The organism is Pseudomonas flavescens, assembly GCF_013408425.1.
Taxonomy (GTDB): domain Bacteria; phylum Pseudomonadota; class Gammaproteobacteria; order Pseudomonadales; family Pseudomonadaceae; genus Aquipseudomonas; species Aquipseudomonas fulva_A.
Genome location: NZ_JACBYV010000001.1, coordinates 828,135 through 853,443 on the forward strand (window position 1 = coordinate 828,135; position 25,309 = coordinate 853,443).

At 63.6% G+C, this 25,309-nt stretch carries 25 protein-coding genes; 9 read left to right on the forward strand and 16 right to left on the reverse strand.

Annotated elements, in window-relative coordinates:
- The first annotated feature begins 61 nt into the window (after positions 1-61).
- Positions 62-1,336 carry a glucarate dehydratase family protein gene (locus tag FHR27_RS03600; RefSeq protein WP_179537805.1) on the forward strand — a complete coding sequence of 425 codons (1,275 nt, stop codon included), beginning with the start codon at positions 62-64 and terminating at the stop codon, positions 1,334-1,336.
- 42 nt (positions 1,337-1,378) lie between these two features.
- Here FHR27_RS03600 and FHR27_RS03605 read toward each other — a convergent pair whose 3' ends face one another.
- From FHR27_RS03605 to FHR27_RS03615, 3 genes are read right to left on the reverse strand one after another with little or no spacing between them, the layout of a single operon-like run.
- The gene (locus FHR27_RS03605; RefSeq protein WP_179537806.1) at positions 1,379-1,765 is read right to left on the reverse strand and encodes a hypothetical protein; all 387 of its coding nucleotides are present in this window, start codon (positions 1,763-1,765) and stop codon (positions 1,379-1,381) included.
- A gap of 35 nt (positions 1,766-1,800) precedes the next feature.
- Entirely contained in the window at positions 1,801-2,145 is a 345-nt protein-coding gene (locus FHR27_RS03610; RefSeq protein ID WP_179537807.1) for a hypothetical protein, read from the reverse strand.
- A 56-nt stretch (positions 2,146-2,201) separates the two neighbouring features.
- A complete protein-coding gene (locus FHR27_RS03615; protein WP_179537808.1) occupies positions 2,202-2,759 on the reverse strand; it encodes a cysteine hydrolase family protein in 558 nt (185 codons plus the stop codon).
- A gap of 246 nt (positions 2,760-3,005) precedes the next feature.
- Between FHR27_RS03615 and FHR27_RS03620 the strand changes: the two genes are divergently transcribed.
- On the forward strand, positions 3,006-3,356 hold the full coding sequence (locus FHR27_RS03620; RefSeq protein ID WP_052493755.1) for a hypothetical protein: 351 nt from the start codon (positions 3,006-3,008) through the stop codon (positions 3,354-3,356).
- Between the two features lie 117 nt (positions 3,357-3,473).
- Here the strand turns inward: FHR27_RS03620 and pgm are convergent, their stop codons facing one another.
- A complete protein-coding gene (pgm, locus tag FHR27_RS03625) occupies positions 3,474-5,138 on the reverse strand; it encodes a phosphoglucomutase (alpha-D-glucose-1,6-bisphosphate-dependent) (protein WP_179537809.1) in 1,665 nt (554 codons plus the stop codon).
- A 333-nt stretch (positions 5,139-5,471) separates the two neighbouring features.
- Between pgm and FHR27_RS03630 the strand changes: the two genes are divergently transcribed.
- Both FHR27_RS03630 and FHR27_RS03635 read left to right on the forward strand, forming a co-directional pair.
- The gene (locus FHR27_RS03630) at positions 5,472-7,109 is read left to right on the forward strand and encodes a methyl-accepting chemotaxis protein (protein ID WP_042552812.1); all 1,638 of its coding nucleotides are present in this window, start codon (positions 5,472-5,474) and stop codon (positions 7,107-7,109) included.
- 70 nt (positions 7,110-7,179) lie between these two features.
- Positions 7,180-7,581: a hypothetical protein gene (locus tag FHR27_RS03635; RefSeq protein WP_179537810.1), complete on the forward strand. Its 402-nt coding sequence runs from the start codon at positions 7,180-7,182 to the stop codon at positions 7,579-7,581.
- A 111-nt stretch (positions 7,582-7,692) separates the two neighbouring features.
- Here FHR27_RS03635 and FHR27_RS03640 read toward each other — a convergent pair whose 3' ends face one another.
- On the reverse strand, positions 7,693-8,142 hold the full coding sequence (locus tag FHR27_RS03640; RefSeq protein WP_042552813.1) for an Rrf2 family transcriptional regulator: 450 nt from the start codon (positions 8,140-8,142) through the stop codon (positions 7,693-7,695).
- Positions 8,143-8,277: 135 nt separating this feature from the next.
- Here FHR27_RS03640 and FHR27_RS03645 point away from each other — a divergent pair, with 135 nt between their 5' ends.
- The 3 genes from FHR27_RS03645 to treS all read left to right on the forward strand — a co-directional run bounded on the left by FHR27_RS03645 (position 8,278) and on the right by treS (position 12,251).
- Entirely contained in the window at positions 8,278-9,165 is an 888-nt protein-coding gene (locus FHR27_RS03645; protein ID WP_179537811.1) for an NAD(P)/FAD-dependent oxidoreductase, read from the forward strand.
- A 362-nt stretch (positions 9,166-9,527) separates the two neighbouring features.
- Entirely contained in the window at positions 9,528-9,902 is a 375-nt protein-coding gene (locus FHR27_RS03650) for a c-type cytochrome (RefSeq protein WP_179537812.1), read from the forward strand.
- 288 nt (positions 9,903-10,190) lie between these two features.
- Entirely contained in the window at positions 10,191-12,251 is a 2,061-nt protein-coding gene (gene treS, locus FHR27_RS03655) for a maltose alpha-D-glucosyltransferase (RefSeq protein WP_373565139.1), read from the forward strand.
- Between the two features lie 11 nt (positions 12,252-12,262).
- On the opposite strand, the gene FHR27_RS03660 is transcribed toward treS, so the two are convergent.
- The 3 genes from FHR27_RS03660 to FHR27_RS03670 all read right to left on the reverse strand — a co-directional run bounded on the left by FHR27_RS03660 (position 12,263) and on the right by FHR27_RS03670 (position 16,035).
- The gene (locus FHR27_RS03660; protein ID WP_042552817.1) at positions 12,263-13,501 is read right to left on the reverse strand and encodes an acyl-CoA dehydrogenase family protein; all 1,239 of its coding nucleotides are present in this window, start codon (positions 13,499-13,501) and stop codon (positions 12,263-12,265) included.
- 17 nt (positions 13,502-13,518) lie between these two features.
- Positions 13,519-14,946, reverse strand: a complete 1,428-nt coding sequence (locus tag FHR27_RS03665; RefSeq protein WP_042552818.1) for an LLM class flavin-dependent oxidoreductase — start codon at positions 14,944-14,946, stop codon at positions 13,519-13,521.
- A gap of 186 nt (positions 14,947-15,132) precedes the next feature.
- The gene (locus FHR27_RS03670; protein WP_179537814.1) at positions 15,133-16,035 is read right to left on the reverse strand and encodes a LysR family transcriptional regulator; all 903 of its coding nucleotides are present in this window, start codon (positions 16,033-16,035) and stop codon (positions 15,133-15,135) included.
- Between the two features lie 347 nt (positions 16,036-16,382).
- Between FHR27_RS03670 and FHR27_RS03675 the strand changes: the two genes are divergently transcribed.
- Together FHR27_RS03675 and epsC are read left to right on the forward strand one after the other, a co-directional pair.
- Positions 16,383-17,381, forward strand: coding sequence for an SMP-30/gluconolactonase/LRE family protein (locus tag FHR27_RS03675; protein WP_082045734.1), 999 nt, complete (start codon positions 16,383-16,385; stop codon positions 17,379-17,381).
- Positions 17,382-17,790: 409 nt separating this feature from the next.
- Entirely contained in the window at positions 17,791-18,753 is a 963-nt protein-coding gene (epsC, locus tag FHR27_RS03680; protein ID WP_179537815.1) for a serine O-acetyltransferase EpsC, read from the forward strand.
- 303 nt (positions 18,754-19,056) lie between these two features.
- Here epsC and FHR27_RS03685 read toward each other — a convergent pair whose 3' ends face one another.
- The 8 genes from FHR27_RS03685 to FHR27_RS03720 are packed head-to-tail and all read right to left on the reverse strand — an operon-like array spanning position 19,057 to position 25,179.
- Complete coding sequence (locus tag FHR27_RS03685; RefSeq protein WP_179537816.1) at positions 19,057-19,944, reverse strand: metal ABC transporter solute-binding protein, Zn/Mn family; 888 nt, start codon at positions 19,942-19,944, stop codon at positions 19,057-19,059.
- The gene (locus tag FHR27_RS03690) at positions 19,941-20,840 is read right to left on the reverse strand and encodes a metal ABC transporter permease (RefSeq protein WP_042552896.1); all 900 of its coding nucleotides are present in this window, start codon (positions 20,838-20,840) and stop codon (positions 19,941-19,943) included. Before FHR27_RS03690 ends, FHR27_RS03685 begins: the two co-directional genes overlap by 4 nt.
- The gene (locus tag FHR27_RS03695; protein WP_179537818.1) at positions 20,840-21,595 is read right to left on the reverse strand and encodes a metal ABC transporter ATP-binding protein; all 756 of its coding nucleotides are present in this window, start codon (positions 21,593-21,595) and stop codon (positions 20,840-20,842) included. The genes FHR27_RS03690 and FHR27_RS03695 overlap by 1 nt, the downstream gene beginning before the upstream one ends.
- A complete protein-coding gene (locus tag FHR27_RS03700) occupies positions 21,592-22,527 on the reverse strand; it encodes a metal ABC transporter substrate-binding protein (RefSeq protein ID WP_042552823.1) in 936 nt (311 codons plus the stop codon). Before FHR27_RS03700 ends, FHR27_RS03695 begins: the two co-directional genes overlap by 4 nt.
- 36 nt (positions 22,528-22,563) lie before the next feature.
- Positions 22,564-23,130 carry a DUF6162 family protein gene (locus FHR27_RS03705; protein WP_179537819.1) on the reverse strand — a complete coding sequence of 189 codons (567 nt, stop codon included), beginning with the start codon at positions 23,128-23,130 and terminating at the stop codon, positions 22,564-22,566.
- The gene (locus FHR27_RS03710) at positions 23,127-23,453 is read right to left on the reverse strand and encodes a hypothetical protein (protein ID WP_042552825.1); all 327 of its coding nucleotides are present in this window, start codon (positions 23,451-23,453) and stop codon (positions 23,127-23,129) included. Before FHR27_RS03710 ends, FHR27_RS03705 begins: the two co-directional genes overlap by 4 nt.
- Positions 23,453-23,995: a hypothetical protein gene (locus FHR27_RS03715; protein ID WP_042552826.1), complete on the reverse strand. Its 543-nt coding sequence runs from the start codon at positions 23,993-23,995 to the stop codon at positions 23,453-23,455. The genes FHR27_RS03710 and FHR27_RS03715 overlap by 1 nt, the downstream gene beginning before the upstream one ends.
- The gene (locus FHR27_RS03720; RefSeq protein ID WP_042552827.1) at positions 23,992-25,179 is read right to left on the reverse strand and encodes a PepSY-associated TM helix domain-containing protein; all 1,188 of its coding nucleotides are present in this window, start codon (positions 25,177-25,179) and stop codon (positions 23,992-23,994) included. Before FHR27_RS03720 ends, FHR27_RS03715 begins: the two co-directional genes overlap by 4 nt.
- Between the last annotated feature and the right edge of the window lie 130 nt (positions 25,180-25,309).

Genomic DNA, 25,309 nt, shown 5'->3' on the forward strand with positions numbered 1-25,309 from the left:
GACAACGCCTGCGTCGGCCCGACCGGCGCAGTAATCCTGCAAGATTCAAGGAGTTCCAATCATGAGGATCAAACACGTACGCGTAACGCCGATTGCGTTCCGTGACGCACCGCTGCTCAACGCCAGCGGTATCCATGAACCCTATGCCCTGCGTTCGATCATCGAAGTGGAAAGCGACAACGGCTACATCGGTCTCGGTGAAAGCTATGGCGATGCGCCGGTGCTCAGCGTGTTGCAGGCCATGCAGGAGTCGCTGGTCGGGCTCGATCCGTTCGACCTCAACGGCTTGCGTGCCCGTGTGGTGAAAACTGTCGCCGCTTTGAAGCCAGGCACTGCTGGCGCCGAACTGGCCCCTGGCTCGCACCCGAGCAAGCAGGTGGCGAACGCCTATTCGGCCTTCGAAGTGGCCTTTCTCGATTTGCAGGCCCGTTCTTTGGGCATGCCTCTGGTCGATCTGCTGGGTGGCGCGGTGCGCGACGAGGTGCCGTTCAGCGCCTACCTGTTCCTCAAGTACGCCGAGCATGTGGGTTCGCCCTACAAGCCGGACCGCTGGGGGGAGGGCATCAGCCCCGAGCAGATCGTTGCCCAGGCACGCACCATGATCGAGGAGAACGGCTTCAAGAGCATCAAGCTCAAGGCGGGTACCTTGCTCGGCCCGGAACACGAGGTCGCTTGCATCAAGGCGCTGCGTCAGGCGTTCCCCGGCACGCCACTGCGTATCGACCCCAACGGCAACTGGTCGGTGGAAACCTCACTGCGCATGGCCGAGCTGATGGGCGATGACCTGCAGTATTACGAAGACCCGTGCCCCGGACTGGAAGGCATGGCCGAGGTGCACAAGCGCACCGGCATTCCCCTGGCGACCAACATGGTGGTCACCGATTTCGACGAGTTCCGCCGCAGCGTGGCGCTGAACAGCGTGCAGATCGTGCTCGCCGATCACCACTATTGGGGCGGCCTGCGTGATACGCAGATCCTCGCGCGCATGTGCGACACCTTCGGTCTGGGCGTGTCCATGCACTCCAACTCGCACCTGGGGATCAGCCTGATGGCCATGACCCACGTGGCCGCCGCCGTTCCGAACCTGTCCTACGCCTGCGATACCCATTACCCCTGGCAGGAGCCGGATGAGGAAGTGATCAAGGGCGGCAAGCTGCCGATCGCCGATGGCTGCGTGAAGGTCACCCGCACACCCGGCCTGGGCGTCGAGCTGGATTACGATCAACTGGCCAAGCTCAATGACCAGTACCTGACCTGCGACATTCGTTCACGTAACGACGTGACCCAGATGCAGAAGTACGACCCGAGCTGGAAAGCGCTCAAGCCGCGCTTCTGACGTGACGGCGCATGGCTTCTGCAATGAAGCCATGCGGCTCTGCTACTGATTCACGATTTCTTCTATGTAGCCCACGGCCTGCCCGACCGGGATGGTGAAAATGCCGCCTTCGCCCGCGTCGAACGCGGCTTTCCAGTGCCCGTAACCCTCGGAAACATCAGGCATGGGTGCGCCCGAGCTGATCAGCTGGGTCACGCTGCTCTGCAATGCGGCCTCGCCAATGGGAAGGTGAGGCAGGTCGGTCTGCAGGCCACCTTCAATATTTGGATTCCTGAGTTTCAGGCCGTCTAGGGCAATGTGGTAGATCGGCCCGAGCTTCTCGTGCCGATCGATCTGCACGATATAAAGCTGCGAAGACTCTTCCCCTGCTCGCGTCTGGTAGTGCCAGACCTGGCCCTCTTGAACGTGTTCCGCTGCAGATGCCGACATGGCCAACCCCGCTATCAATGAAATGACTGTAGGTTTCAAAGGGCAGGATCCGGGAACGGCAGTTCGTCCTGGGAGACGCTGGGTTGTGCGACCCATTTCTGTCCCTGGCGGTAAAAATCCGCCTGTGTCTCACTGCTGCCGGCGCCCATTACCACTGCTACGGTGCAGGCGATCTGCCCCTCGTGTTCGGCCTCGACTGCGGGGATGCAGGTACCCAGCTTTACGCTGGCCTGCCCGCCGAGCTCATCAACAAGTTGCATCATCTCCAGAATTGCCTGGGTCGCTTGCTCCGGTGACGGGCGCGGCAGCTCCTGAGCAGGCAGGATGGTGGTGACAAACACGGAAGTGAATAGCAGGGTCGTACGGGTTGTCTTGAGCATGATCGGTCCTTGTGGGTGCTCTGCAGTCGGGGGGTATTGCACGGTGCGTTTCGGTGTCAGGGCTCGATGAGCAGCTCTCGCGCTTCACGGCAACTGATCACCTGCGCGTATTCGCCGTGCAGGTTGGCCAGCGCCATGGCATGCACGTCATCGGCGCTGCGCAGCACACCGTTATAGTCGGTCTTGGCAAAGGTAAAGCAGCCATCGGCCACCACGTAGGTGCTGAAACCCAGATTACCCGCCGTGCGTGCGCTTGCTTCCACGGAGTTGTTGGTGCTGACACCGACGATCACCGGCGACCTGATATCCCTCACCCGCAGCCAGCGCTCCAATCCCGAATTGATAAAGGCATCCGGCACGTTCTTCTCGACCACGTGCTCGCCAGGTAAAGGATGCAACGCAGGCTGAAACTCGACGCCAAATTGCCCAGGCGCGAAGGGTGAGCCGGGGGACCTGGATATGTGGCGAACGTGCACGATTGGCGCGTGCGCCTCTCGCCAGGCCAGCAGAAGTTCTGCCACGCGCGCCGGCGCTTCGGGATTGTTGCGCTGGCCGGCGGCCGCCTCGAGCATGCCGCGTTGCATATCGATGATGATCAGAGCCGGTAGCGGCATGGGTGAAACCTCGCTTTCGGGCGTTTGGGCACTTTTGCGCAGATGGCTCATCTATAGCGTATGGACCAATGATCCCGATATTGCATCTTGCACGACAGAAACATGGTCACCGTGCAGGATGCATAGTTCAATTACTTTTTAAATAAAAATAGTCGTTATAAATCAATAGCTTATTTTTTATCAGAAGCTGGCATGCACTCTGCAATATCCCTCTCATAAAGAAACACCACATAGAGGGTACGAGCCATGCAATACGCCATCCAGCAGCTGATCGAAAATCTCCCGGACCATGTAGTCGATTTCAAGAAGCGCCCCGATGGGATGTTGCTGATGACGTTGCGCAAGGACGATGAAGTGGTGTTCGTGAAGGCGATCGATCGCCAGACCGTATTCTGCGAAACCCGCGTGCAGGCGCTGCTGCATGAAATCATGCGCGACAGCAAGCTGATCAGCGGCGAGATCAACTGGAAGGGGCAGGGCGCTCAGTGGATCGACCGTACCCTGCCGACCTTCACCGGCGCGCCGATCAACCCGACTGCAGCCAAGATGATGTGGGCTCGTCGTACTCGCGACGGCGGCTATCGCGCCACTGCATAACTGCAGAGTGTGACCACCCGAACCCCGCTTAGGCGGGGTTTTTCACGTCTGCAACGGGGCGTGTGAAGTGCTGCGACAAGCAGCCAGCGCCCCGGATAGGGCGCCGGCCGCAGCCGCTCAGCCGGCCAGCACGCTGTCTACCAATGCCTTGGCTTCTTCCTGAATGCGTTGCAGATGGGCATCGCCCTCGAAGCTTTCGGCGTAGATCTTGTAAACGTCTTCGGTACCGGAGGGGCGAGCGGCGAACCAGCCGTTGTCGGTGACCACCTTCAGCCCACCGATGGCCGCGCCGTTGCCCGGTGCCTCGGTGAGAATCGCGGTGATCGGCTGGCCAGCCAGCTCGCTGGCGGTCACCTGAGAGGCGGACAGTTTGCCGAGGCGAGCCTTCTGTTCGCGGTCGGCGGGGGCGTCGATGCGCTGGTAGACGGGGGCGCCGAAACGCTCGGTCAGCGCCTGATAGCGCTCGCCAGGGTCCTTGCCCGTTACCGCGGTGATCTCCGCTGCCAGCAGGCCGAGGATGATGCCGTCCTTGTCGGTGGACCAGGCGCTGCCGTCCTTGCGCAGGAACGAAGCCCCCGCGGACTCTTCACCACCAAAGCCGAAGCGGCCCTCGATCAGCCCATCGACGAACCACTTGAAGCCCACCGGCACCTCGACCACTTCGCGGTCGATGCCCTTGGCGACCCGGTCGATCATCGAGGAAGACACCAGGGTCTTGCCGATGGCCGCCTGGGCAGCCCACTGCGGACGGTGGGTGAACAGGTATTCGATGGCCACGGCCAAGTAGTGATTGGGGTTGAGCAGACCCACCGAGCGGGCGACGATGCCGTGGCGGTCGTGGTCGGTGTCGCAGGCGAAGGACACGTCGAATCGGTCCTTGTTCTCGATCAGGCCGGCCATGGCATGGGGCGAGCTGCAATCCATGCGGATCTTGCCGTCCCAGTCGACGCGCATGAAGCGGAAGGTCGGATCGATGCGCGTCGATAGCACCTCGAGCGGCAGGCCGTAGCGTTCCGCGATGCGTGTCCAGTAGTGCACGCCTGCGCCGCCCAGCGGATCGACCGCGAACTTCAGACCTGAGCCGCGAATCGCCTGCAGATCGAGTACCTGCTCGAGATCGCCGACGTAATGCTCGATGAAGTCGTAACGCTGGGTGGTCGGTGCTTTCAGAGCGCTGGCGTAGTCGATGCGCTGTACGCCCTTGAGGCCAGCCACGAGCAGTTCGTTGGCACGCTCTTGAATCCACTTGGTGACGCCGGTGTCAGCCGGGCCCCCGTTGGTCGCGTTGTACTTGAAGCCACCGTCGGCAGGCGGGTTGTGCGACGGGGTGATGACGATACCGTCGGCCAGGCCGCTGCTGCGCCCGCGATTGTAGTCGAGGATCGCCTTGGAGATCGCCGGGGTCGGCGTGTAACCGGGTTCGCCAGCGGTTTCGCTGCAGCCGGCATCGATACGGGTTTCGATGCGGTTGGCGGCCAGGACTTCCAGTGCCGAGACGAACGCCGGCTCGGACAGCGCATGGGTGTCCATGCCGATGAACAGCGGGCCGTCGATGCCCTGGCCGCGACGGTAATCGCAGATCGCCTGGGTCACGGCGAGGATGTGCCATTCGTTGAAGCTGTTCTTCAGGGAAGAGCCGCGGTGGCCGGAGGTGCCGAACGCCACCTGCTGTGCGGGGTCGCTCGGGTCCGGACGTTCGCTGTAGTAGCGTGATACCAGGCGCGGCAGATTGGCCAGGCTGTGCTCGTCGGGAAGGCGTCCCGCATTGCTGTGGATGCTCATCAATCGTTCCTTTGATGGGATGGAGGGGCCAGGTGGCAGCGCACCGGACATCGGACTCGGGGGTTCGACACCGCAGCGGTGGCCTGGAGTTCCCCATACTCGTGGTCGCGGATGATAAAGACTGCAGAATAAAGCGCCAGTGCCTTCGCTGGCATGGCGTTCGAGGGGCTTGCGCACCCTGAACGTTCCGTCTGTCGGCAATAGATATTGTTCATGAGCGCAATACTGTCACTTTGCTATTGTCTAGTTGCGCCCCTCCAAAAAATGGGTGGCGTGTCCCGCTGGGCCGACAGGGAGTGGTTGGTTAATACGCTCTAGTCATTCGGTGCCGCCATGAACCTTCGTGATTTCAATATCGCCCCCCGTGCCGCTTTCTGTTTCGCCCTCATTACCTTGCTGGTCGTCGTGCTGGGGGCGTTCTCGCTGTTCAAACTGGGTGACCTGTACGAGGCCGAGCAGGACATCGAAGCCAACTGGATGGTGAGCATTCAGGCCACCGGCGAGATGCAGAAGGATCTGCTCAACATTCGCCTGGAAACCCTGCGGCTGCTTGCCGTTGGCGAGAGCGCCGGGCAGAAGTCGATCGACGAAAGTGCTGCGCAGAACTATCGCACCGCTCTGCAGCAGGCCCTGCAGCAGTATGGTGAAAAACTGGTCTCGAGCCCTGCCGAACGAAGCCTTTTCGACAATGTGCGCACCAGCACGCAAACCTATCTGACCGGTCAGCAGCAGATCATCGACCTGCTGCATCAGAAGCAGGTGCCCCAGGCCCTGGACCTGGCCAACGGCCAGGTGCGCAATGACGGCACCGCGCTGCAGCAACGGCTCGACGAGCTGACCGCCTATAACATGCAGGGTGCCAAGCAGGCCGGGATCACCGCCAGCAAGACCTACGATCATGGCCGCACCGGGGTGCTGGTAACCATCTCCATCGCCGTGCTGCTGACGGTGTTGCTGGCGACCCTGCTGACACGTTCCATCGCCGCACCGATCAATGAAGCGCTGCTGAGTGCCGAGACCATCGCCTCCGGTGACCTGACCCGTTCCGTGCAGGTCAGTGGCAAGGACGAGGCAGGGCGTCTGCTGGCCGCCCAGGCGACCATGCGCAAGAACCTCAACGATGCCATTCGCCAGATCAGTGAGTCCTCCACGCAACTGGCTGCGGCCGCCGAGGAAATGGCCTCGGTGACCGAGGAGAGCACCCGTGGCCTGCAGAATCAGAACGCCGAGATCGACCAGGCCGCCACTGCCGTGACGCAGATGAGTGCGGCGGTAGAGGAGGTGTCGCGCAATGCCAGTGGTGCTTCCGACGCGGCGCGTGATTCGACGCTCTCGGCGAATGCCGGCAACCAGCATGTGGCGCGCACCGTGGCGGCGATCCGGCAGCTGTCGGGCAACGTGGTGGAGGCGTCCGATCAGGTCCAGGGGCTTGCCAACCAGGCGCGCGATATCAGCAAGGTGCTCGACGTGATTCGTAACGTCGCCGAGCAAACCAACCTGCTGGCGCTCAACGCAGCCATCGAGGCCGCCCGAGCCGGTGACCATGGCCGTGGTTTCGCCGTGGTGGCGGACGAGGTCCGCGGCCTGGCTCATCGCACCTCGGCCTCCACCCAGGAAATCGAACAGATGATCGCCGCGATCCAGGCCGGCACCGAAAAGGCCGTGCTGGCCATGCGCAACAGCAGCCAGGAGGCGACCAACACCCTGCAGGTCGCCGATGAGGCGCGCAACGCCCTGGGGCAGATCGTCGATGCCATCGGCATGATCAACGAGCGCAACCTGCAGATCGCCACCGCTTCGGAGCAGCAGGCCCATGTGGCTCGTGAAGTCGACCGTAACCTGGTGAGCATCCGCGACCTGTCGATCCAGAGCGCTTCGGGCGCCGATCAGACATCCGCGGCGTGCAACGAACTGGCGCGACTGGCTCAGGGGTTGAATACGCTGGTCGGACGTTTCAGGCTGAGCGCCTGATCCGGCAGGTTCGGGATGGCGGCTCGGGGGCCATGGCCAATGAGCCGCCAGCCTGGCTATGATGCAGGCCATGAGCCTATCGACGCCAATCCGCCATCCCTGTCCGCCTGGCGCTTGCGACTGCGAGCGTGAACGACTGCTGGAAACCACCAGTGGCGACCAGCGCATCCTGATGCTGACCAGGGCTGAGGAAAAGCGTCTGCTCGAGCGCCTGGAGAATCTCGCCAGCCTGGAAGACCTCCAGCGCATGCAGCAGCGCATGTTCGAGCAGCTGGGCATTCGCGTTGACGTTGCCCCGGGCTTCAACGAAGTACGCAGCATGCGCGGTATCGCCATCGAGGTAACGACCTTCCCGGGTCTGTGCCGCAAGACCCGTCAGGCCATTCCTGCGGCCATCCGCCGGGCTCTGGAGCGGCGCCCGGAAATCGCCTACGCACTGCTCAACGCCCACGACCTGTTTCGCGATCTGTAGGGGCTGTTGACGTTTCAGCTCGAGCCGTTACTGCGAGAAGCCTCGCGAGGCAGAAGGTGATCGCGACCGCCAAACGGGCGACTGACCCATCCCGTGATCAACTCCCTGTGCTCATAGCGTTTTCCGGGATGCCGGCAACGACTGGTAGCGGTGTTCGAAGTCATTGGCGAGATCGGCCACGCTGATCGCGCCCAGGCGCTGCAGCAGCAACGCCTGGGCCTCGTCGAAGGCTTGGCTGAGGGCATCGTTGACCGCCTGCTCGACCAGGCATTGAGGGTGGTCGGTGGCCAGGCCGATGCTGAAGATCGACTGCGCTCCCAGCGCCTGGTGGATGTCCAGCAGGGTGATCTGCTGCAGCGGCTTGGCCAGTGCCCAGCCACCGTTGTGGCCCTTGTCCGAGGTCACGTAACCCTTTTCGCGCAGCAGACCCATGGTGCGACGTACCACCACGGGATTGGTCTCGAGCATCCTGGCGATGGTTTCCGACGTGGTGCGCTGCTGGTGGCGATCCATATGGATCAACACGTGCAGCATGCGCGAGAGTCGGGTGTCGTTCCTCATTGAATTCTCCTGGCCGGGGCGGTGGCCCGTTACGTAATGAACCATGTTACGAGTATTGACCCGAATCCTTCATGTAACTCATGATGTTTCGTGATGGCCGCGGGAGAGCCGAGGTCGACACACGGGAGTTAATTCATGAGCCATGACGTGATCATCGTCGGAGGTAGTTACGCGGGATTGTCCGCCGGCCTGCAACTGGTAAGGGCGCGTCGCCGCGTATTGGTGATCGACGCTGGCAAGCGACGCAATCGCTTTGCCGAACATTCCCACGGTTTTCTCGGGCAGGACGGTCGGCCACCGGCGGAGATCGCCGCCGATGGTCGTGCCGAGTTCATGGATTACCCGACAGCCGACTGGCTGACTGACAGTGCCACCAGCGTGCAGCGCGAAGGCGAAGGCTTCGTGGTCGGGGTGCGAAGCGGCGCACGCTTGCCTGCTCGTCGCCTGATTCTCGCGGGCGGCGTGCGTGATGAGCTGCCAACCATCCCTGGTCTTGTCGAACGCTGGGGGCGAAGCATCTTTCATTGCCCGTATTGCCACGGCTACGAGCTGGATCAAGGGCGTATCGGCGTGCTGGCCGCTTCCGAGCTGTCCATGCACCATGCCCTGATGCTGCCGGACTGGGGCCACACCACGCTGTTCACCAACGGGGCTTTCGTGCCCAGTGCCGAGCAATGGGGTCAGTTGGCCAATCGCGGTGTGGTCGTGGAGCCTGAGCCGGTGCGGGCGATCAGTGGCGAGCGGGCGAACGTGCACCTGGGGGACGGCCGCGAGGTCGCGCTGGATGGTCTGTTCACCCTGACCCGCACGCATCTGGACAGCACGCTGGTCGACCAGCTTGGCTGTCAGCTCACGGCCGGGCACACCGGCTCCTACATACAGGTGTCGGAGATCCAGGAAACCAGCGTTCCCGGCGTGTTCGCCTGCGGCGATGCAGCTCTGCCTGCGGGCTCGGTGGCCCTGGCGGTAGGCTCTGGTGCGCGAGCGGGTACCGGCGCGCACGCTTCGCTGATGTTCCGCTGATAGCCGCCACGCTGTGCCCCCGGGTCAGGCCACGAGTCGCCCTCAGCGCGAACTCCATGGGCGTGGCGCTTGCACGGCAAGGCCACCATCCTCGGTCCCCAGGCTCCGATCAGCGGCAAGAGGTACTCACGAACGGATGGCGGAGGGTTTTAGAGAGCGTCGTGAGGGTGTTCGACAACCAGGCGCAGATCAATGCAATCGGTTATGTCGCAGGGTAGAGTGGTACCGCTCTGCTAGCGCCCGTGACGCTGCCAGCTGCGTCGTTCCTTTCCATGCAGGTCATCGATGAGCCTTTTGCCGACAACGCCACTATTGGCTTTCCCTGATACCCCTCGTGCCTGGCTGCCCGTGCAGGTGAGCCAATGATCCGCCCGTTGCTGCTACTGCTGACGCTGTTGGCTGCGGGCCTGGCTCACGCCGAGGCAGACGTGGCCACGGGGGATGCGCTGTTCAAGCGCAATTGTGGCAATTGCCACAAGGTCGGGCAGGGAGCCCGAGCCGCGTTCGGCCCGCAGCTCAATGGCATCATTGGGCGAACCGCGGGCTCCACAACCGACTACCGCTATTCGCCAGCCATGAAGGACTCCGCCGTGGTCTGGAGCCCCGAGACCCTGAGTGCCTTCATCAAGGACTCCGAGGCGGTGGTGCCCGGCAACAAGATGCGCTTCTGGGGCATCGGCGATCAGGACAAGATCGACAGCCTGCTGCTTTATCTGCAAACCCAGCCGGCGCAATGAGGCTGCTGCAATCCTCGCCGGCCCGGCCATCTCGCCATTCAGACTGAACAAAGCCCAGCCCACCGGCTCTGAAACAGAAGTGCAGGCCAACCAGGCTGTTTGAAAACCACTGCGCTCGGTCATGCGGCGTTAAAACCAGCTGGAATGCCAGCCCAGTCAACATGCTCATTTGCAGCACGTGAACTGCGCTTTTCGCCGGTTTTTGCCTTGCCTGACCTTCGCCCGCGACGTTTTCACACGGCCTGCAACGGCCTGCGATCTTCTTCCCGACCCGGATGTGCGATGGCTATGCGTGATGAAGAACAGGTGAATTGGCTGGTCGAGCAGTCCATGCTCCACACCGCGAAACAGCGAGCCCGGCTATACGCTGGCCAGCCCAGGCTCTGGCAGCATCCCTATGCTTTGGCGCGGCCGCGCAGCGTCACGGCGGTGGCTTCGGTGTGGATCGCCGTCTACCCGGCCGCCATCATCACCACGCCTGAGGGTTCCGTTCTCCAGGCCCTGGGCGACGAACGCCTGTGGGCCGCGCTCTCGGAACTGGGCGTGCAGGGCATCCATACCGGGCCGATGCGCCGCTCCGGAGGCCTCCACGGGCGTACCTACACGCCCACCGTGGACGGCAATTTCGACCGGATCAGCCTGCAGGTCGATCCGCGCTACGGTACCGAGGAGCAGCTCATTCACCTCAGCCGCGTGGCTGCCGCACACAATGCGGTGACCATCGATGACTCCATCCCTTCGCACACCGGCAAGGGCGCTGATTTCCGTCTGGCGGAAATGGCCTATGGCGACTATCCGGGCCTCTTCCACATGGTCGAGATCCAGGAGGCCGACTGGGCGATGCTGCCCGATGTCCCGGCCGGCCGTGACGCGGTGAACCTGCCGCCGACGGTGGTCGACGCCTTGCGCGACAAGCACTACATCGTCGGGCAACTGCAGCGGGTGATCTTCTTCGAGCCAGGCGTCAAGGAGACCGACTGGAGTGCCACCGCCGAAGTGGAAGGGGTGGATGGCAAGGTGCGCCGTTGGGTGTATCTGCATTACTTCAAGGAAGGTCAGCCGTCGCTGAACTGGCTGGACCCCACCTTCGCGGCCCAGCAACTGGTCACTGGCGAAGCCCTGCATGCCATCGACGTGATCGGTTCACGGGTGTTGCGCCTGGACGCCAACGGCTTTCTCGGCGTCGAGCGGCGCAGCCAGGGCAATGCGTGGTCGGAGAGCCATCCGCTGTCGCAGACCGGTAACCAGTTGCTTGGCGGCATGATCCGCAAGGCCGGTGCCTTCAGTTTTCAGGAGCTGAACCTGACGCTGGACGACATCGCCGCGATGTCCCAGGGCGGTGCCGATCTGTCCTATGACTTCATCACCCGGCCGGCCTATCAGCATGCCCTGCTTACCGGTGACGTGGAGTTCCTGCGGCTGATGCTGCACCAGATGCACGACTTCGGCATCGACCCCGCCTCACTGATCCATGCCCTGCAGAACCATGACGAACTGACCCTGGAGCTGGTGCATTTCTGGACCCTGCATGCCAACGACACCTACGTGTTCCGCGGGCAGAGCCTGCCGGGCAACATATTGCGCGAGCAGATCCGCGCCGAAATGTACGAGCACCTGGCCGGCGCCAACGCACCCTACAACCTCAAGTTCGTCACCAATGGCGTGGCCTGCACCACGGTCAGCATCATTACCGCGGCCCTGGGTATCAGTGACCTGAACGCCATCAGCGAAGCGGATGTGGCGAAGATTCGCCAGGTGCACCTGTTGTTGCTGATGTACAACGCCATGCAGCCGGGCGTGGTCGCCCTGTCGGGCTGGGACCTGGTGGGGGCCTTGCCGCTGGAAGTGGATCAGGTCAGCGAACTGATCGCTGACGGCGACACCCGCTGGATCAACCGCGGCGGCTACGACTTGGTCGATCTCGACCCGCAAGCGCTGCTGTCTGCCGAGGGCCTGCCCAAGGCGCGCAACCTCTATGGCAGCCTGAGCGAGCAGTTGAAGGACCCCGAGTCGTTCGCTTCCCAAGCACGGCGCATGTTCGCAGCGCGTCGCTCCTACGGCGTGGCTTCCAGCAAGCAGGTCGCGGTGCCACTCACCAGTCATCCGGCCCTGCTGATCATGGTCCACGAGTTGCCGGCCGGGCGTGGTACCCAGGTCACGGCCCTGAATTTCGGTGCCGAGCCACTGACCGAGGTAGTGACCCTGACCGATGTCGAGCCAGGGCCCGTGGTGGACATCATCCACGAACGCCTGGTCGGTGACCTGAACGCCGAGGGCGAGCTGCACATCGAGCTGGCGCCCTATGAAGGCCTGGCACTGCGGGTGGTGAGCATGGCCCACGGCATCTGAGGTGGGCAGGCTCAGGCCTGCTTGGCACCGCCACCGATCTGCCAGACGTAAGGGGGCTCGGTGCCGTTGATTTCCCAGTCGCCGATGATCCGCTCCTTGTAGATCAGCGGGTTGTGCGAGGCCGCGGTGCGGGCGTTGCGCCAGTGGCGGTCGAGTTGCCGGGTGAGGCTGGTCGCCGAGGCGCCGAGGGCGTTGAACAGCTTGCTGGTGGCGTCGAGCACCAGCTCCGCGACCGCCACCTGGGCCTGGGCCGACTCCAGTTCGGCGTCGATATTGGCGTCGCGCTCCTGCTGCAGGTCTCCATTCAGACGTGCCAGGTAAGCGCGTTGCGCGGCATGCGCTGCCCGCAGTGTCGCGGCTTCGGCGCTGTACACCTGGGCCGAAGCCTTGCCGACCACCTGCTGGATCTGCGGGTCCTGATCGGCCGAGGGGCCGTTGCCGTGGCTGTAGATGCGCGTGCGCTGGCCGACCTGCCTGGCGAAGTCGTTGACCGCAGCGCGCCCCGAGCCGACCAGCACTGCATTGAGTACCAACTGGTAGAAGGCGGTCTGGTATTTGAAACGGGTGGCGAAGTCGATGATGTTCTGTTCCTCGACCACGGCGTTGTCGAACACCGTCGTGCCGCTGCCCGTGGTGCGCTGACCGAAACCATCCCAGTCGTCGCTCAGGGTCACCCCAGGCTGCTGAGTGCGGATGGCTGCGATCACATCCGCTCCGCTATCGTCACGTTGGGCGAAGAGGTCGATCCAGTCGGAAAAGATGCTGCCGGTGCTGTAGTACTTGGTGCCGTTGACCACCCATTTGTCGCCCTGGCGGGAGACCCGTGTGAGCACTTCGCCGATCTTCACGGCACCGATTTCCGTCCAGGCGCATCCCACCAGGTCGCCAGCCACGAAGCGTTGAAACCAGGTGTCCTGTGGCGAGCTGGCGTGGGCATTGAGACGGTCCTCGACGAAGGCGAAATGACCGCGCAGCGCCTGGGGAATGTTCGAGTCGGCCGCCGCCAGCTCGATCAGCAACTGGAACAGCTGTGGCAGCGAGGCACCGCCACCGCCATGTTCCTGTGCCACGCGAACGGCGCCGAAACCGGCAGCCTTGAGCCAGCGGATCTGTTCATGGGGCAGGCTGCGATTGCGCTCACGTTCCACGGCACCTTCGGCGATACGCGCGAAGATCGGCCGGAAGCGCTGCGCGAGTTGTTCGTAGTCGGTTTCCTGGGGCAGCGGTTTGACGGGCTGGAGGCTGGTCATGGTGGGATTCCTCTGGGTCAGGTCAGCGTGGCGAAAGGAGAGGGCTTGGTGTGGTCGGTGGTGTTGGCACCCTCGCTGAATGCGCCGCGATAGCGGGCCGCCGGATGGTCCGCTGCGGCATGGGGCGAATCGCTGTCGAGCAGGTTTTCACGCAGGGTGCTGGCGCCGTAGGCGCTGCGCACCCGGCCGCGGCGTTGCAGTTCGGGGACGATGAACTCGATGAAGTCTTCGAAGGTGCCGGGCGTGATGGCATAGGCGAGGTTGAAGCCGTCGATGCCACCGACATCGACCCAGCGTTCGAGCTCATCGGCTACCCGTTGAGGGCCGCCGATCAGCACCGGGCCGAGGCCGCCGATGCTGCGGTGTTCGACGATGTCGCGCGGTGTCCATTTGCGGTTCGGGTCGGCGGTGGCGAGCAATTCGAGCACCGAGCGAATGCTGTCGTTGTCGATGGCCTCCAGCGGTTGATCCGGGTCGTATTCGGAGAAGTCGACCCCGGTCCAGCCACCATAGAAGGACAGCATGCCCTCGCCATTGGCATAACTCAGGTAGTCCTGGTACTTGGCTTCGGCGGCGGCATCGCTTTCTGCGGTGATCACCGTGAGCAGGGCGAAGATCTTCAGGGCGTCCCGCGAACGGCCCGCCTGTTCGGCGCGGTCGCGGATGTCGTCGGCCACCTCGCGAGCCTGCTCGACCGTGGCCGGGCTGATGAAGACCCCTTCGGCATGCTTGGCGGCGAAGGCCCGGCCGCGGCTGGAGGCGCCGGCCTGGAAGATCACCGGAGTGCGCTGTGGCGAGGGTTCCGAGAGGTGGATACCCGGCACCTCGAAGTATTTGCCCTTGTGGCCGATGGGATGCACCTTGCTCGGGTCGGTGAAGATCCCTCGCTCGCGATCGCGCAGCACCGCGCCCTCGTCCCAGGAGCCCTCCCAGAGCTTGTAGGTGACATCGAGGAACTCATCGGCGATGTCGTAGCGCTCGTCATGGGAGATCTGCTGCTTGAGGCCCAGGTTGACCGCCGCGCTGTTCAGGTAGGAGGTCACCACGTTCCAGGCCACCCGGCCCTTGGTCAGGTGATCGAGGGTCGAGAATTTGCGCGCCAGGGCGTAGGGCAGCTCGTAGGTGAGTGCCGAGGTCACGCCGAAACCGAGATGCCTGGTCGCGGCTGCCATGGCTGGTACCTGAAAGAACGGGTCGTTGACCGGCACCTGATCGGCATCGATCAGCGAGGTTTCCACCGAGCCCCGGTAGATGTCGTAGACGCCCACCACATCGGCGATGAACAGTGAATCGAAGTACCCGCGTTCGAGCAGTTTGGCCAGGTCGACCCAGTAGTCCAGGTCGTTGTAGCGCCATGCCTGGCTCTGTGGATGTCGCCATGTGCCAGCGGCCTGGTGACTGACGCAGGTCATGTCGAATGCATTGAGAATGATGCGAGATGGCATAGTCGTCTGACTCCCCTGATTGAGTGCCGGATGGCGGGTCCCAGAGGTGTTTGCAGACTTTGTGCCGGGGCGCAGAACCCCGCGCGATAGCGGCTTCAGCGTGTCTTGGATGGCCGCGAATGTTGGTCAGGCAACACTTTGTCAGGCAAATGAGTCCCAGCGAACAGTCGTTGCTGCTGGTGCCGATCAGTCGTCGCTATCGCTTCGTACGATCTGCAAGGCCAGATCGCGCAGAGCCCGAGCGCTGGGCGACAGCTGCCGATAGGCGATGGCCAGTTCGTAGGGGATCGGGCTGCCCGGGCCGCTGATCTCGCACTGCACCAGGCCACCGTGGTGCCTGTTGGCGTAAAGCCGAGGCATCAGGGCGACCCCCACCTGGCCTGCGACCAGCCCGGCCGTGGTCTGCATCTGCCGCGGCTGTTGCACCACCCGGGGCACGAAGCCGGCCTGGGCGCAGGCCAGCAGGATCCGCGCGTGCATGCCCGGCCCGTGATGGTGAGCGAACAGCACCCAGGGTTCGTCGGCGAGTTCCGCAAGGGCCAGGCGTTTGCGCCTGGCCAGGCGGTGCTCGGCGGGCAGGACCGCCACCATGCGATCGCTCAGCAGCGGTTCCAGTTGGATGTCCCCGGCGTCGGCGATCGGCAACACGAGGATGCCGATGTCGGTGCGATCCTGCCTGAGCGCCTCCATTTGCTCGGGCGGTGTGGCTTCCTGCAAATGCAGGTCGACCTGCGGGTGGCGTACCTTGAAGTCCCGCAGCAACCGCGGCAACAGGCCGTTCACGGTGCTGTCGACGAAACTCAGACGTAGCGAACCACTCAGCCCGGCAGCTGCCAGCCGCGCGGCTGCGCAGGCGCGATCGGCCTGTTCCAGCGTACGTCGCGCTTCGAGGAGAAACACCTCGCCCGCCGCGGTCAGCCGCGAGACCCGGTTGTCGCGCTCCAGCAGGGTGACCCCCAGCTCTTCTTCCAGGCGGCGGATCGCCGTGCTCAACGGTGGCTGCGCCATGTTCAAGCGCTCGGCGGCACTGCGGAAGTTGAGGGTTTCGGCGACGGCGACGTACTGGCGGAACTGACGCAGATCGATCATGGGTGATATCTATTTCGTATCGCAAGTTAATGAAATAAGTATGTTACATATCGCCACGCCTTGCCTAGACTCGCCCTCGCGCAGGGCTCCCGCACCGGGACAAGGGCTGTCAGGCAGCGGGCGCTGGCCATGAGCGGTCAGTGGCGGCATCACTCGTCTGGCAAGCGCCATTCCCCCTCGCAACCCTCGAGCGATCCCTTCCGACACCTCTGGCGAGATGTCTGCTCCGTGACCAGAAACTTGGCAGAGCAGAGGGGTGACACTCGCCCCCCGCCGCAGTCGTATGCATGATGCCTGCGCCCAATCCGCGCCTTTACCGCACATTCAAAGGAGAAACCATGAAGGACATGGCAAGACTGACACGCTGCTCGACCCTGGCTCTGTTGCTCGGCCCACTGATCGGCTGCACGGCCGCCCCCGAGCAGGATCCACGTGTCGAACTCATCGCCGACAGCCCGAGCTTCAATGAGCTGATTGCAGCGAATCCGCGTGTCGAGTCGATCACCACCGATGCCGTGTGGGCGGAGGGGCCGGTTTGCCTGGCCGATGGTCGGTTGATCTGGAGCGATGTGAAACGGAACAGCGTGATGAGCTGGAAAGAAGGGCAGGACGTACAGACATGGCTGGCCAAGTCCGACTTCCAGAACGGCCACGCACTCGATCATGACGGCCGGGTCATCGCGGCATCCCACGGCCAGCGCGCGATCGTACGCCGCGAGGCGGGTGGCCGCTGGCGGGTACTGGTCGACAGGTATCAGGGCAAACGCCTGAACAGCCCCAACGATGTGGTGGTCGCGGCCGATGGCGGTATCTGGTTCAGTGACCCCACCTTCGGACTGTTCAACGAGAAGGAAGGCTATGGCGGGACTCAGGAGCAGGATGGCGAGTACGTCTACCGTTATGACCCGCTGACCAACAGCCTGACGCGCATGGCCACGCCTGAGGTGCATGCACCCAATGGCCTGGCGTTCTCACCCGACGGCGATCGTCTGTATATAGCCGATTCCCAGCAGGCCCATGACTTCAACGACGAATCCCTCGCTCACCATATCGTCGTCTACGACGTGAAGGACAATGCCTTGAGCGGTGCTCGTGTCTTCGCGGAAATCTCGCCGGGGATTCCCGATGGCATCAAGGTGGACGAGAACGGCAACGTCTGGAGCAGCAGCAAGGAGGGGCTGCAGGTGTTTTCCCCTCAGGGTGAAAGGCTTGGCATGATCCGTGTGGCCTCCAGCGACACGGGCAACCTGACGTTCTGCAGCACGGACGATCAGCACTGGTTGTACATCACCGCCGCCAATCAGGTGCTGCGTATCGCCTCCAAGGTCGGCGGCGCGGGTCGTTGATCTGCGTGTTTCCCTTCGCTTTCCCGCCCTGATGCGGTGAATGCCTGTGGGGCCGGCAGCCATGTCTGCCGGCCCCGTCGCCAGTGGCCGAGGTGACTCGGCCAGCCGGTCAGGCTCGCTCGCAACCCGCTGCGCCGCGTTTTTCCCAAAACAGCAATGCTCCCGCGTTGTCGCAATAGCCACGGGCCTGACTTTTCCATGGCTGGCGTCGGCGAGTCCGTATATGTGTTTTTCGCATATCGAAAGAATCAATGGATATTTGGAGCCCATGGCACTGCCGCCCTATCGTCGGGGCACGCATGCCGGGGCTGTGCCTTCGAACCTTCGAGGTGCTGTCGGGCGCCGCTATACCGCTTGAACGAATAACCGAGTGAGCCTCTTGCGCCGCTCTTTTTACCCGAGGAATTCCATGAACAGCACGTTCGCCACCGCCGTTGCCGGTGGGGCCGATACAGAGAAGCAGAGTCGCTCGACCAACTGGGAGCTGGAGCAGATCGTCGAGGGCCTGCGTTCGGCCCGCGCCGACTGGCGCAACCGGGCAGGCCGCGACCCGGAGCAGGGTGGCCGTGAGCTGCCTTCGCGGCAGGCCGTGGCAGCGATTCTCACCGAGCTGTGTGGCGTGCTGTTCCCCATGCGTCTGGGGCCGGCGGATCTGCGCGAAGAGAGCGAGGACTACTACGTCGGGCATACCCTGGATCACGCCTTGAACAGCCTGTTGGCCCAGGTACGCCTCGAGCTGCGTTACGACGCCCGCCAGCGTGGCGACGAGGTCGGCAGCGTGGAGGCTCGGGCCGTGCATATCGTCCGCGAGTTCGCTGCGGCACTGCCGGCGCTGCGCCGCCTGCTCGATCGCGATGTGGTCGCGGCCTACAGCGGCGATCCGGCGGCGCGCAGCGTCGACGAGGTGCTGCTCTGCTACCCCGGCGTGCTGGCCGTGATCTATCACCGTCTGGCTCACCATCTTTACCGCGCCGGCCTGCCGCTGCTGGCGCGCATCGGTGCCGAGACCGCCCACGGTGCCACCGGTATCGACATCCACCCTGGCGCACAGATCGGCCACGGCTTCTTCATCGATCACGGCACCGGCGTGGTGATCGGCGAAACGGCGATCATCGGCGACAACGTGCGCATCTATCAGGCCGTGACCCTCGGCGCCAAGCGTTTCACCAGCGACGAGAGCGGCTTGCTGCACAAGGGGCAGCCGCGCCACCCGATCGTCGAAGACGATGTGGTGATCTATGCCGGTGCCACCATTCTTGGCCGTATCACCATCGGCAAGGGCTCGGTAATCGGCGGTAACGTCTGGCTCACCCGCAGTGTCGAGCCAGGGAGTAATGTATCTCAGGCCAGCGCTCAGCAACGTGAATGCTGAACTGCGATGGCTTGATCCGTGTCACAGGATAGTCACCGAAACTTCGTAGACTCGGTGCGAGACCAAAGAGAAAGGAAAGGAGAAGAGAGATGGACGATTATCAGGAAGAGCTGCTCGAGTCCCGTGCCCTGGAACAGGACGTACCCGAGTTCGCCGAAGACGCGACCGAGCTGTAACCGCCCGGTCCGGGCGCCGTGGAGACTCGAACGGCAATCCGTTCAGCCCACGAGCCAGAATCAAAAGAAAAGGCCCGATGCCTATGCATCGGGCCTTTTCGTCAACGGCCGGTACGCATCGCCATGCTTACTGCGTCAGGGCCTTCACCAGGCTACCGACATTGCCTTCCAGCTCGGCCAGCGGATCATCGCTTTCGGTCTCCAGCACCAGCAGGGGAATGCCGGCGGCCTTGACCGCGTCCGCCACCGGCTGCGACGGCTTGCGATGGTGCAGTACCAGCGCCACATCGTCTTCCTTCAGGGCGCTGGTCAGCGCTTTCAGTGATTCTGCATCCCAGTCACGGTCATCACGGCTGTCGCTGCTGACCAGATCCAGGTTGAGGCCGCTGACCAGATAATCCAGACGACTGCTCAGGCTGTAGACCGACAGGTTGTCGGCCTTGGCCAGTTCGGCTTCGCTGTGGGCATTGAGTTTGAGCAGACGCTGCTTGAGCGTCGCCAGGTTCTGCTCGACCTTGCCCTTGGCATCCGGTGCCAGGCGCACCAGATCGGCGGCCATCACGTCGGCCATGCGGCCCATGTTGTTGATCGCCAGCCATGGGTAGCTGGCCAGGTCGTTTTCGCCAGCGCTCTCGGCCTGGGTGGCGATGCCCGGCAGGGCGCCGTCCACTGGCCGTGCTGCATCGATTTCGACGATGCGGATATTGCTGCGGCGGGCCATGGGGTAGAGCGGGTCTTCCGACCACAACGAGCGCAGGGCGATGGCCGCATCGGCGTCGGCCGCGACCTTTTGCAGGTTGGTGGCGCCACGGCCGGCGAAGTACGACACCTGACGACTGGCCGGCAGGTTGGCCGGTGCGGCGCGTTCGATGCGCACCGCGGTGCCTTCCAGCAGATCGGTGGCGAGGCCGAAGGTGACGGGTTGCGAGACCAGAACGCTGACGTCCTTGGCCAGGGCGAGGCCGGGCAGGCTGAGGAGCAGGGCGAGGCCGAGTTGGTGAAGTCTATGGGTCATCCCAGGTTCCCTTTCAGGCTTGGTACGACGCCGCGCGCGATGGCGGCGAGGGCGAAGGTGAAACCGGCGACCAGAATGATCGCGGCACCGGAGGGGATCGGCAGATCCAGCACGATGGGCATGAGAATGCCGACCAGGGTGCTGATGGTGGCGATCAGCACCGACAGCCAGAAGAAGCCTTTCAGCGACTGGCTGAGCAGACGCGCCGCTGCGGCTGGAATCACCAGCAGGGCACCGACCAGAATCGCGCCGATGACCTTGACCGCGGCCACGGTGATCAGCGTCACCAGGATCACGAACAGATAATCCAGGCTCTTCACGGCCACGCCGCGCACGGCCGCCAGCTGCGGGTTGAAGCTGGCGAGCATGATGCGGTTGTACAGCGGCAGGGCCAGGCCCATCACCAGCGCGCCGACCACCAGCAGGACCAGCAGGTCGGTACCGTTTACCGTCAGCACCGAACCGAACAGCACGTTCTCGAGAATGTGCACGTTGATGCGCCCGGCGAGAATCAGCAGCAGGCTGGCGCCCATGGCCAGGGAGACGGAGAGGAACACGCCGATCAGCGTATCCGGGGCCAGGCCGGTGCGATTGCGCAGGTAGTTGAGCAGGATGCCGAACAGCAGGGCGTAGCCGAACAGGGCACCGTAAGGGCCGGTGTAGGGTTCGCCGAGCAGGATGCCGATGGCCACGCCGGTGAGTGCCGCGTGGCCGACCGCTTCGGAAAAGAAGGCGAAACGCTTGACCACCACCAGGGTGCCGAGGCCGCCCAATACCGGGCCGATCAGCAAACCGGCGAGCAGCGCATTGATGACGAAACCGTAAGCCAGCGCTTCGGGCAGATAACCGGAGGACGCCCAGCCCTGAATCATCAGGCGGAACTGTTCGTAGTCGATCATGGTTGCGAGGTCCCCGCGGCACGTGCATGGGTGGAGAACAGGCTGAGCAGGCGCTCCGGGGTCAGGGCTTCGGCAGGTGGTGCATCGAACAGCACGCGGCGGCTGAGGCCGGTGACGCGGTCGGCCAGGCGCTTGACCGCTTCCAGATCGTGCTCGATCCACAGCACGCTGATGCCGGCGCGACGCCAGTCACCGAGCAGGCGTTCGAAAACCTGGATGCCGGCTTCGTCCAGTGCCGACATCGGCTCGTCGAGGACCAGCAACTGCGGTGTGGGGATCAGCCCCTGGGCGAGCAGCACGCGCTGACGTTCACCACCGGACAGCGCGCCCATGCGCCGCTTGCGCTTTTCCAGCATGCCGACGCGGGCCAGGGCGTCATCGATGGCTCCGGTGTAGTGCTTCGACAGGCCGAGGAAGGCCGGGCGACGCTGGCACATGGCAGCCATGAAATCGTCCACGGTCATCGGCAGGCCACGGTCGAACTCCAGCGCCTGGGGCACGTAGCCGATGGTGCCGACGGCGTCGGGCCACTGCAGGCTGAGCGTGCCCTGGTGGGGCATCTGGCCGAGCAGGGTCTTGATCAGCGAGCTCTTGCCGCCGCCGTTGGGGCCAACCAGGGCATGCACGCTGCCCGGTTTGACCTGGAAACTGACATTCTCGAGGATCTGCGTGCGGCCCAGCACCAGGCTGACCTGCTGAAAATCGATGGTCGGGCCAATGGCCGTCACGCTCAGGTTTTCCGCCACGCTCATTTGCCGGCTTCCTGAATGGCACGTACCACGGTGTTCATGTTGCTGGTCATTTCCTTTTCGTACTTCTCGGCGCTGTATTCGCCGTAGGAAATGTGCGACAGCGGATAGAGCTTGACGCCCGACTCGCGCTGAATGGTGTCGACATAGGTGGACGGGAAGTCCAGCTCGGAGAAGATCACTTTGACGTCCAGTTCACGCAACTGGTCGATGGTCTTCTTCAACTGGCTGGGGCTCGGCTCGATGCCGTGGGCCGGTTCTACCACCGCAGTGACTTCCAGGCCGAATTCACGCAGCAGATAGTCGTAGGCCGCGTGCACGGTGGCTACGCGCAGATCGGCGTTCGGCGCCTCGGTCAGTTGGGCGAGGGCGTCGGCACGCAGCTTGCGCAGGCGTTTGCCGTAGGCGCGGGCGTTTTGCGTGTAGGTCTTGGCGTTGGCCGGATCGAGCTTGCCCAGTTCCCGGGCGATATTGTTGATCTGCGCGATGGAGGCGCTGATCGACAGGAAGGTGTGCGGGTTGACCACCTTGCCGGCGCCCCGTGCGGCGATGCCGGTCGCGGCCAGCAGCGGTACGTTGGCGTTGGCTTCGATGACTTCGATATCCGGCTTCTCGCTGGCGGCGATCATGCGGTCGGCGAAGTCGTCATGGCCGACGCCGTTGAGCACTACCACGTCCAGCGAGCCGATGCGCTTGATGTCTTCCGAGCGCGGCTCGTAGGCATGGGGGTTGAAGCCGGCCGGAATCAGCGGCACCACCTCGGCCTTGTCGCCGACGATGTTGCTCACGTAGCTGTAATAGGGGTGCAGGGTAATGCCGATACGCAGGCGCTTGGCGTCGGCGGCACTGGCGGCGCCGATGAACAGCAGGGCGAACAGGCCGATGGCCAGGCGTGACAGCAGGGGACGTGCGCGAAACAGACGGAAAATGGGCATTGGCGGGCGGTCTTCTGTCGGGTGGATCGGAGGTGATCAGTGGCGATGTTGCCGGGTCACACCTGCGTCGTACTGGGAGGCGATCTGCTGCCAGCCGGCAGTGATCAGGCTTTGCGCGTCCAGACTGGAAGGCGCGCTGGCGCTGTTGCGGTTGAGCCAGACGTCGGCCTGTTCATGCTCGGCGTCGATCAGCATGAGCATCGAGCCGGCCACGTCCAGTGCCTGGCTGGCACCGAAATAGGCAGCCTGGTCAGCGGGCAGCAATTGCCACTGGTGGCTGCCACGGCTGGTCGCGCTGGCATCGGCTCCGAACGGCGGAAAGCCTTCGTCTGCCAGCTCAGCGGGGCTGAGCAGCGTCTGCTCTTCGTCACGGCGGATGCGGATCTCGTCGGAGGCCACGCGCAGGTCAGCGTAGATGCCCTGTTCAGCGGCGGTGAGGTCACGACGCGCATCGATCTGATGGCTCTCGATGCTGGTTTCGCTTTCCGTCTCGCCATGCCAGGCCACGACCGAGCCGGCCGCCAGCAGGATGGCCAGGCACAGCAGCAGTACGTAGAGGGTTTCGTGACCGGCACCGGCGGGGCGTACGACCTGAACCGTCATGGGGCCTCGATTTCCGTGTGGTCGATTTCCACGATATGGCCGGGGCCCGCATCGAACAGCACGTAGAACTCGCCTTCGGGGCGCTTGAAGGTGATGGTCGAGTCTTCGGCCAGCTTGCCGGGCACCAGAATGCTTTCGTCATAGCCGATCACGTCGAGGGTCACGCCGGCTGCACCGCTGCCGTCGGAAAAACCACCGGTGCAGCGGATGTGTTCGGCGTCGATGTCTTCGCACTGGCACATCGGATTGTGCGCCAGGGCAGCACCGCTGAGCGACAGCAGGGCGATGCCTGCGGCCAGACGCAGGGATTTGGAATTGATCATTACTTGCCTCCTTGTTGTTTCTTCAGCCAGGCGACGGTGGACGGGGATGCCTGCTCGAGGGGCACGGCGGCCTGGTGTACGGAACCGTCCCAGCCCTCCATGGTGATCCACAGTTCGGCATCGGGCTTGGTGCGAGCCGGCAGCGGCACGGTGGCACCCATGCGGTGGGCGGTGCCGAAGAAGATGCCACCGGCTGCACGCAGGCTGCGTGGCTTGCCGATGCGCAGGTAGGTGGCCTTGACCTGGCTGGCGCATTCGGCACACAGCGCGCCATTGAAGGATTTCATGTAACCGGCCGGGCCATCGAGCTCCGGAGGGCCCGCACGAAATTCGGCCAGGCGGATCGACCAGGGGCCGACCGCCACGTCACCGATCATGCGTTCGCCCAGGCCGCTGGTGCCGGTGAACAGCGCGACATCGGCGAAGTACTTGGGCATGAAGGCCAGCGGAATGATCACCAGCAGAATGTTGATGTGGAAGCGCCACTTGTACCAGAGGCGGCTCAATGGTGAGGCGGGGCGTGCGGCGACGGCCTTGCTCATGCCTTGACCTCCGTGTTGTCGCTGGCGGTATCGGCGGCGCGGCTGCGGGCCGGCCGCTTGATCACCTTGGCGGTGGCCTGTGCGGTACGTTTGGTCCAGATCAGCAGGCCGCTGAGCACCATCATGCTGAGCACCAGGCCGAAGAAGAACCAGATCATCTTGACCCAGATGCCGCCGAAGTCACCGGTGTGCAGCGGACGCATGGATTCGGTGACGAACTCCAGTTTGGAGCGATCTTCCAGCAGGCGCTGTTGCGCCACTTCACCGGTATAGGGGTTGATCGATGCGCTCTGGAACATCAGCGGATACCAGCCGCGCCCGCTGACGGAAATATGATCGTAGGCATTGCTCGGCAGCCGCGTGAAACTGACGTCCAGGCTCGGCACCTTGCTGATGGCGATGCGCGCGGCTTCGTCCACGCCGATCATCGGAATCGGCTCGCCGGGCCGGACGATCGGCACGTCTTCGCGCGCCACGATGGCAGGCACACCTTCGGTCGAGATGGAAATCTGGTTATCGAACAGGATCGCCTGGATCAGGAACCAGATGCCGGTGATCGACACCACGGCGATGAACCAGATCGACCAGATACCACTCAGGCGGTGGAAGTCGCCCCAGAAGATCCGCGCGCCCTGGTTGAAACGCAGGCGTGGCTTGAAGAAGCCTTTCCAGAATTTCTTGTAGACCACCAGGCCGGTGATCAGTGACAGCAGCATGGGGATGCCCATCATCGACACCAGGTACCAGCCCCAACTGAACCCATTGGTGAACGGCACCAGCCACCAGCCGTGCAGGGCGCGGGTGAACTGGCGGAAATCGAACTGCGGGCTGACGCCCTGGATGTCCCCGGTGTACGGGTTGACGTACAGCGTCGGCGTGCTGCCATCCGGGTAGGCCACCCGGGCGGTGAGGGCGAAATGGGATTCGTCCGGCCGGCTGATGGTCTGCACGATGGTCTGCGGCTCGGCCTTGTTGATGGCCGCCAGTACCTCTCCGAAGGTCAGCAGCTCGGCGTCGTCCGACGGTTTGGTGGCGCGCACGTCAGGGTTGGCCAGCCAGACGATCTCCTGACTGACCACTGCCAGGGTGCCGGTGACGCAGACGATCAGCACGAAGAACCAGATGGGCAGAGCGAGCCAGCTGTGGACCAGGAACCAGATTTTGGAGCGCGACTTCTTGGACATTGAATATCAGTCTTGTTGGGAGGCCTCGAACGCCGGGCGGCTCGGCGAGCGGGCTCTTTATTAACGAACGAAACCCCGCCTGCCTTGCGGCCTGCGAGGGTGGAAATCCGTGGCGGGCGTGATTATCGCG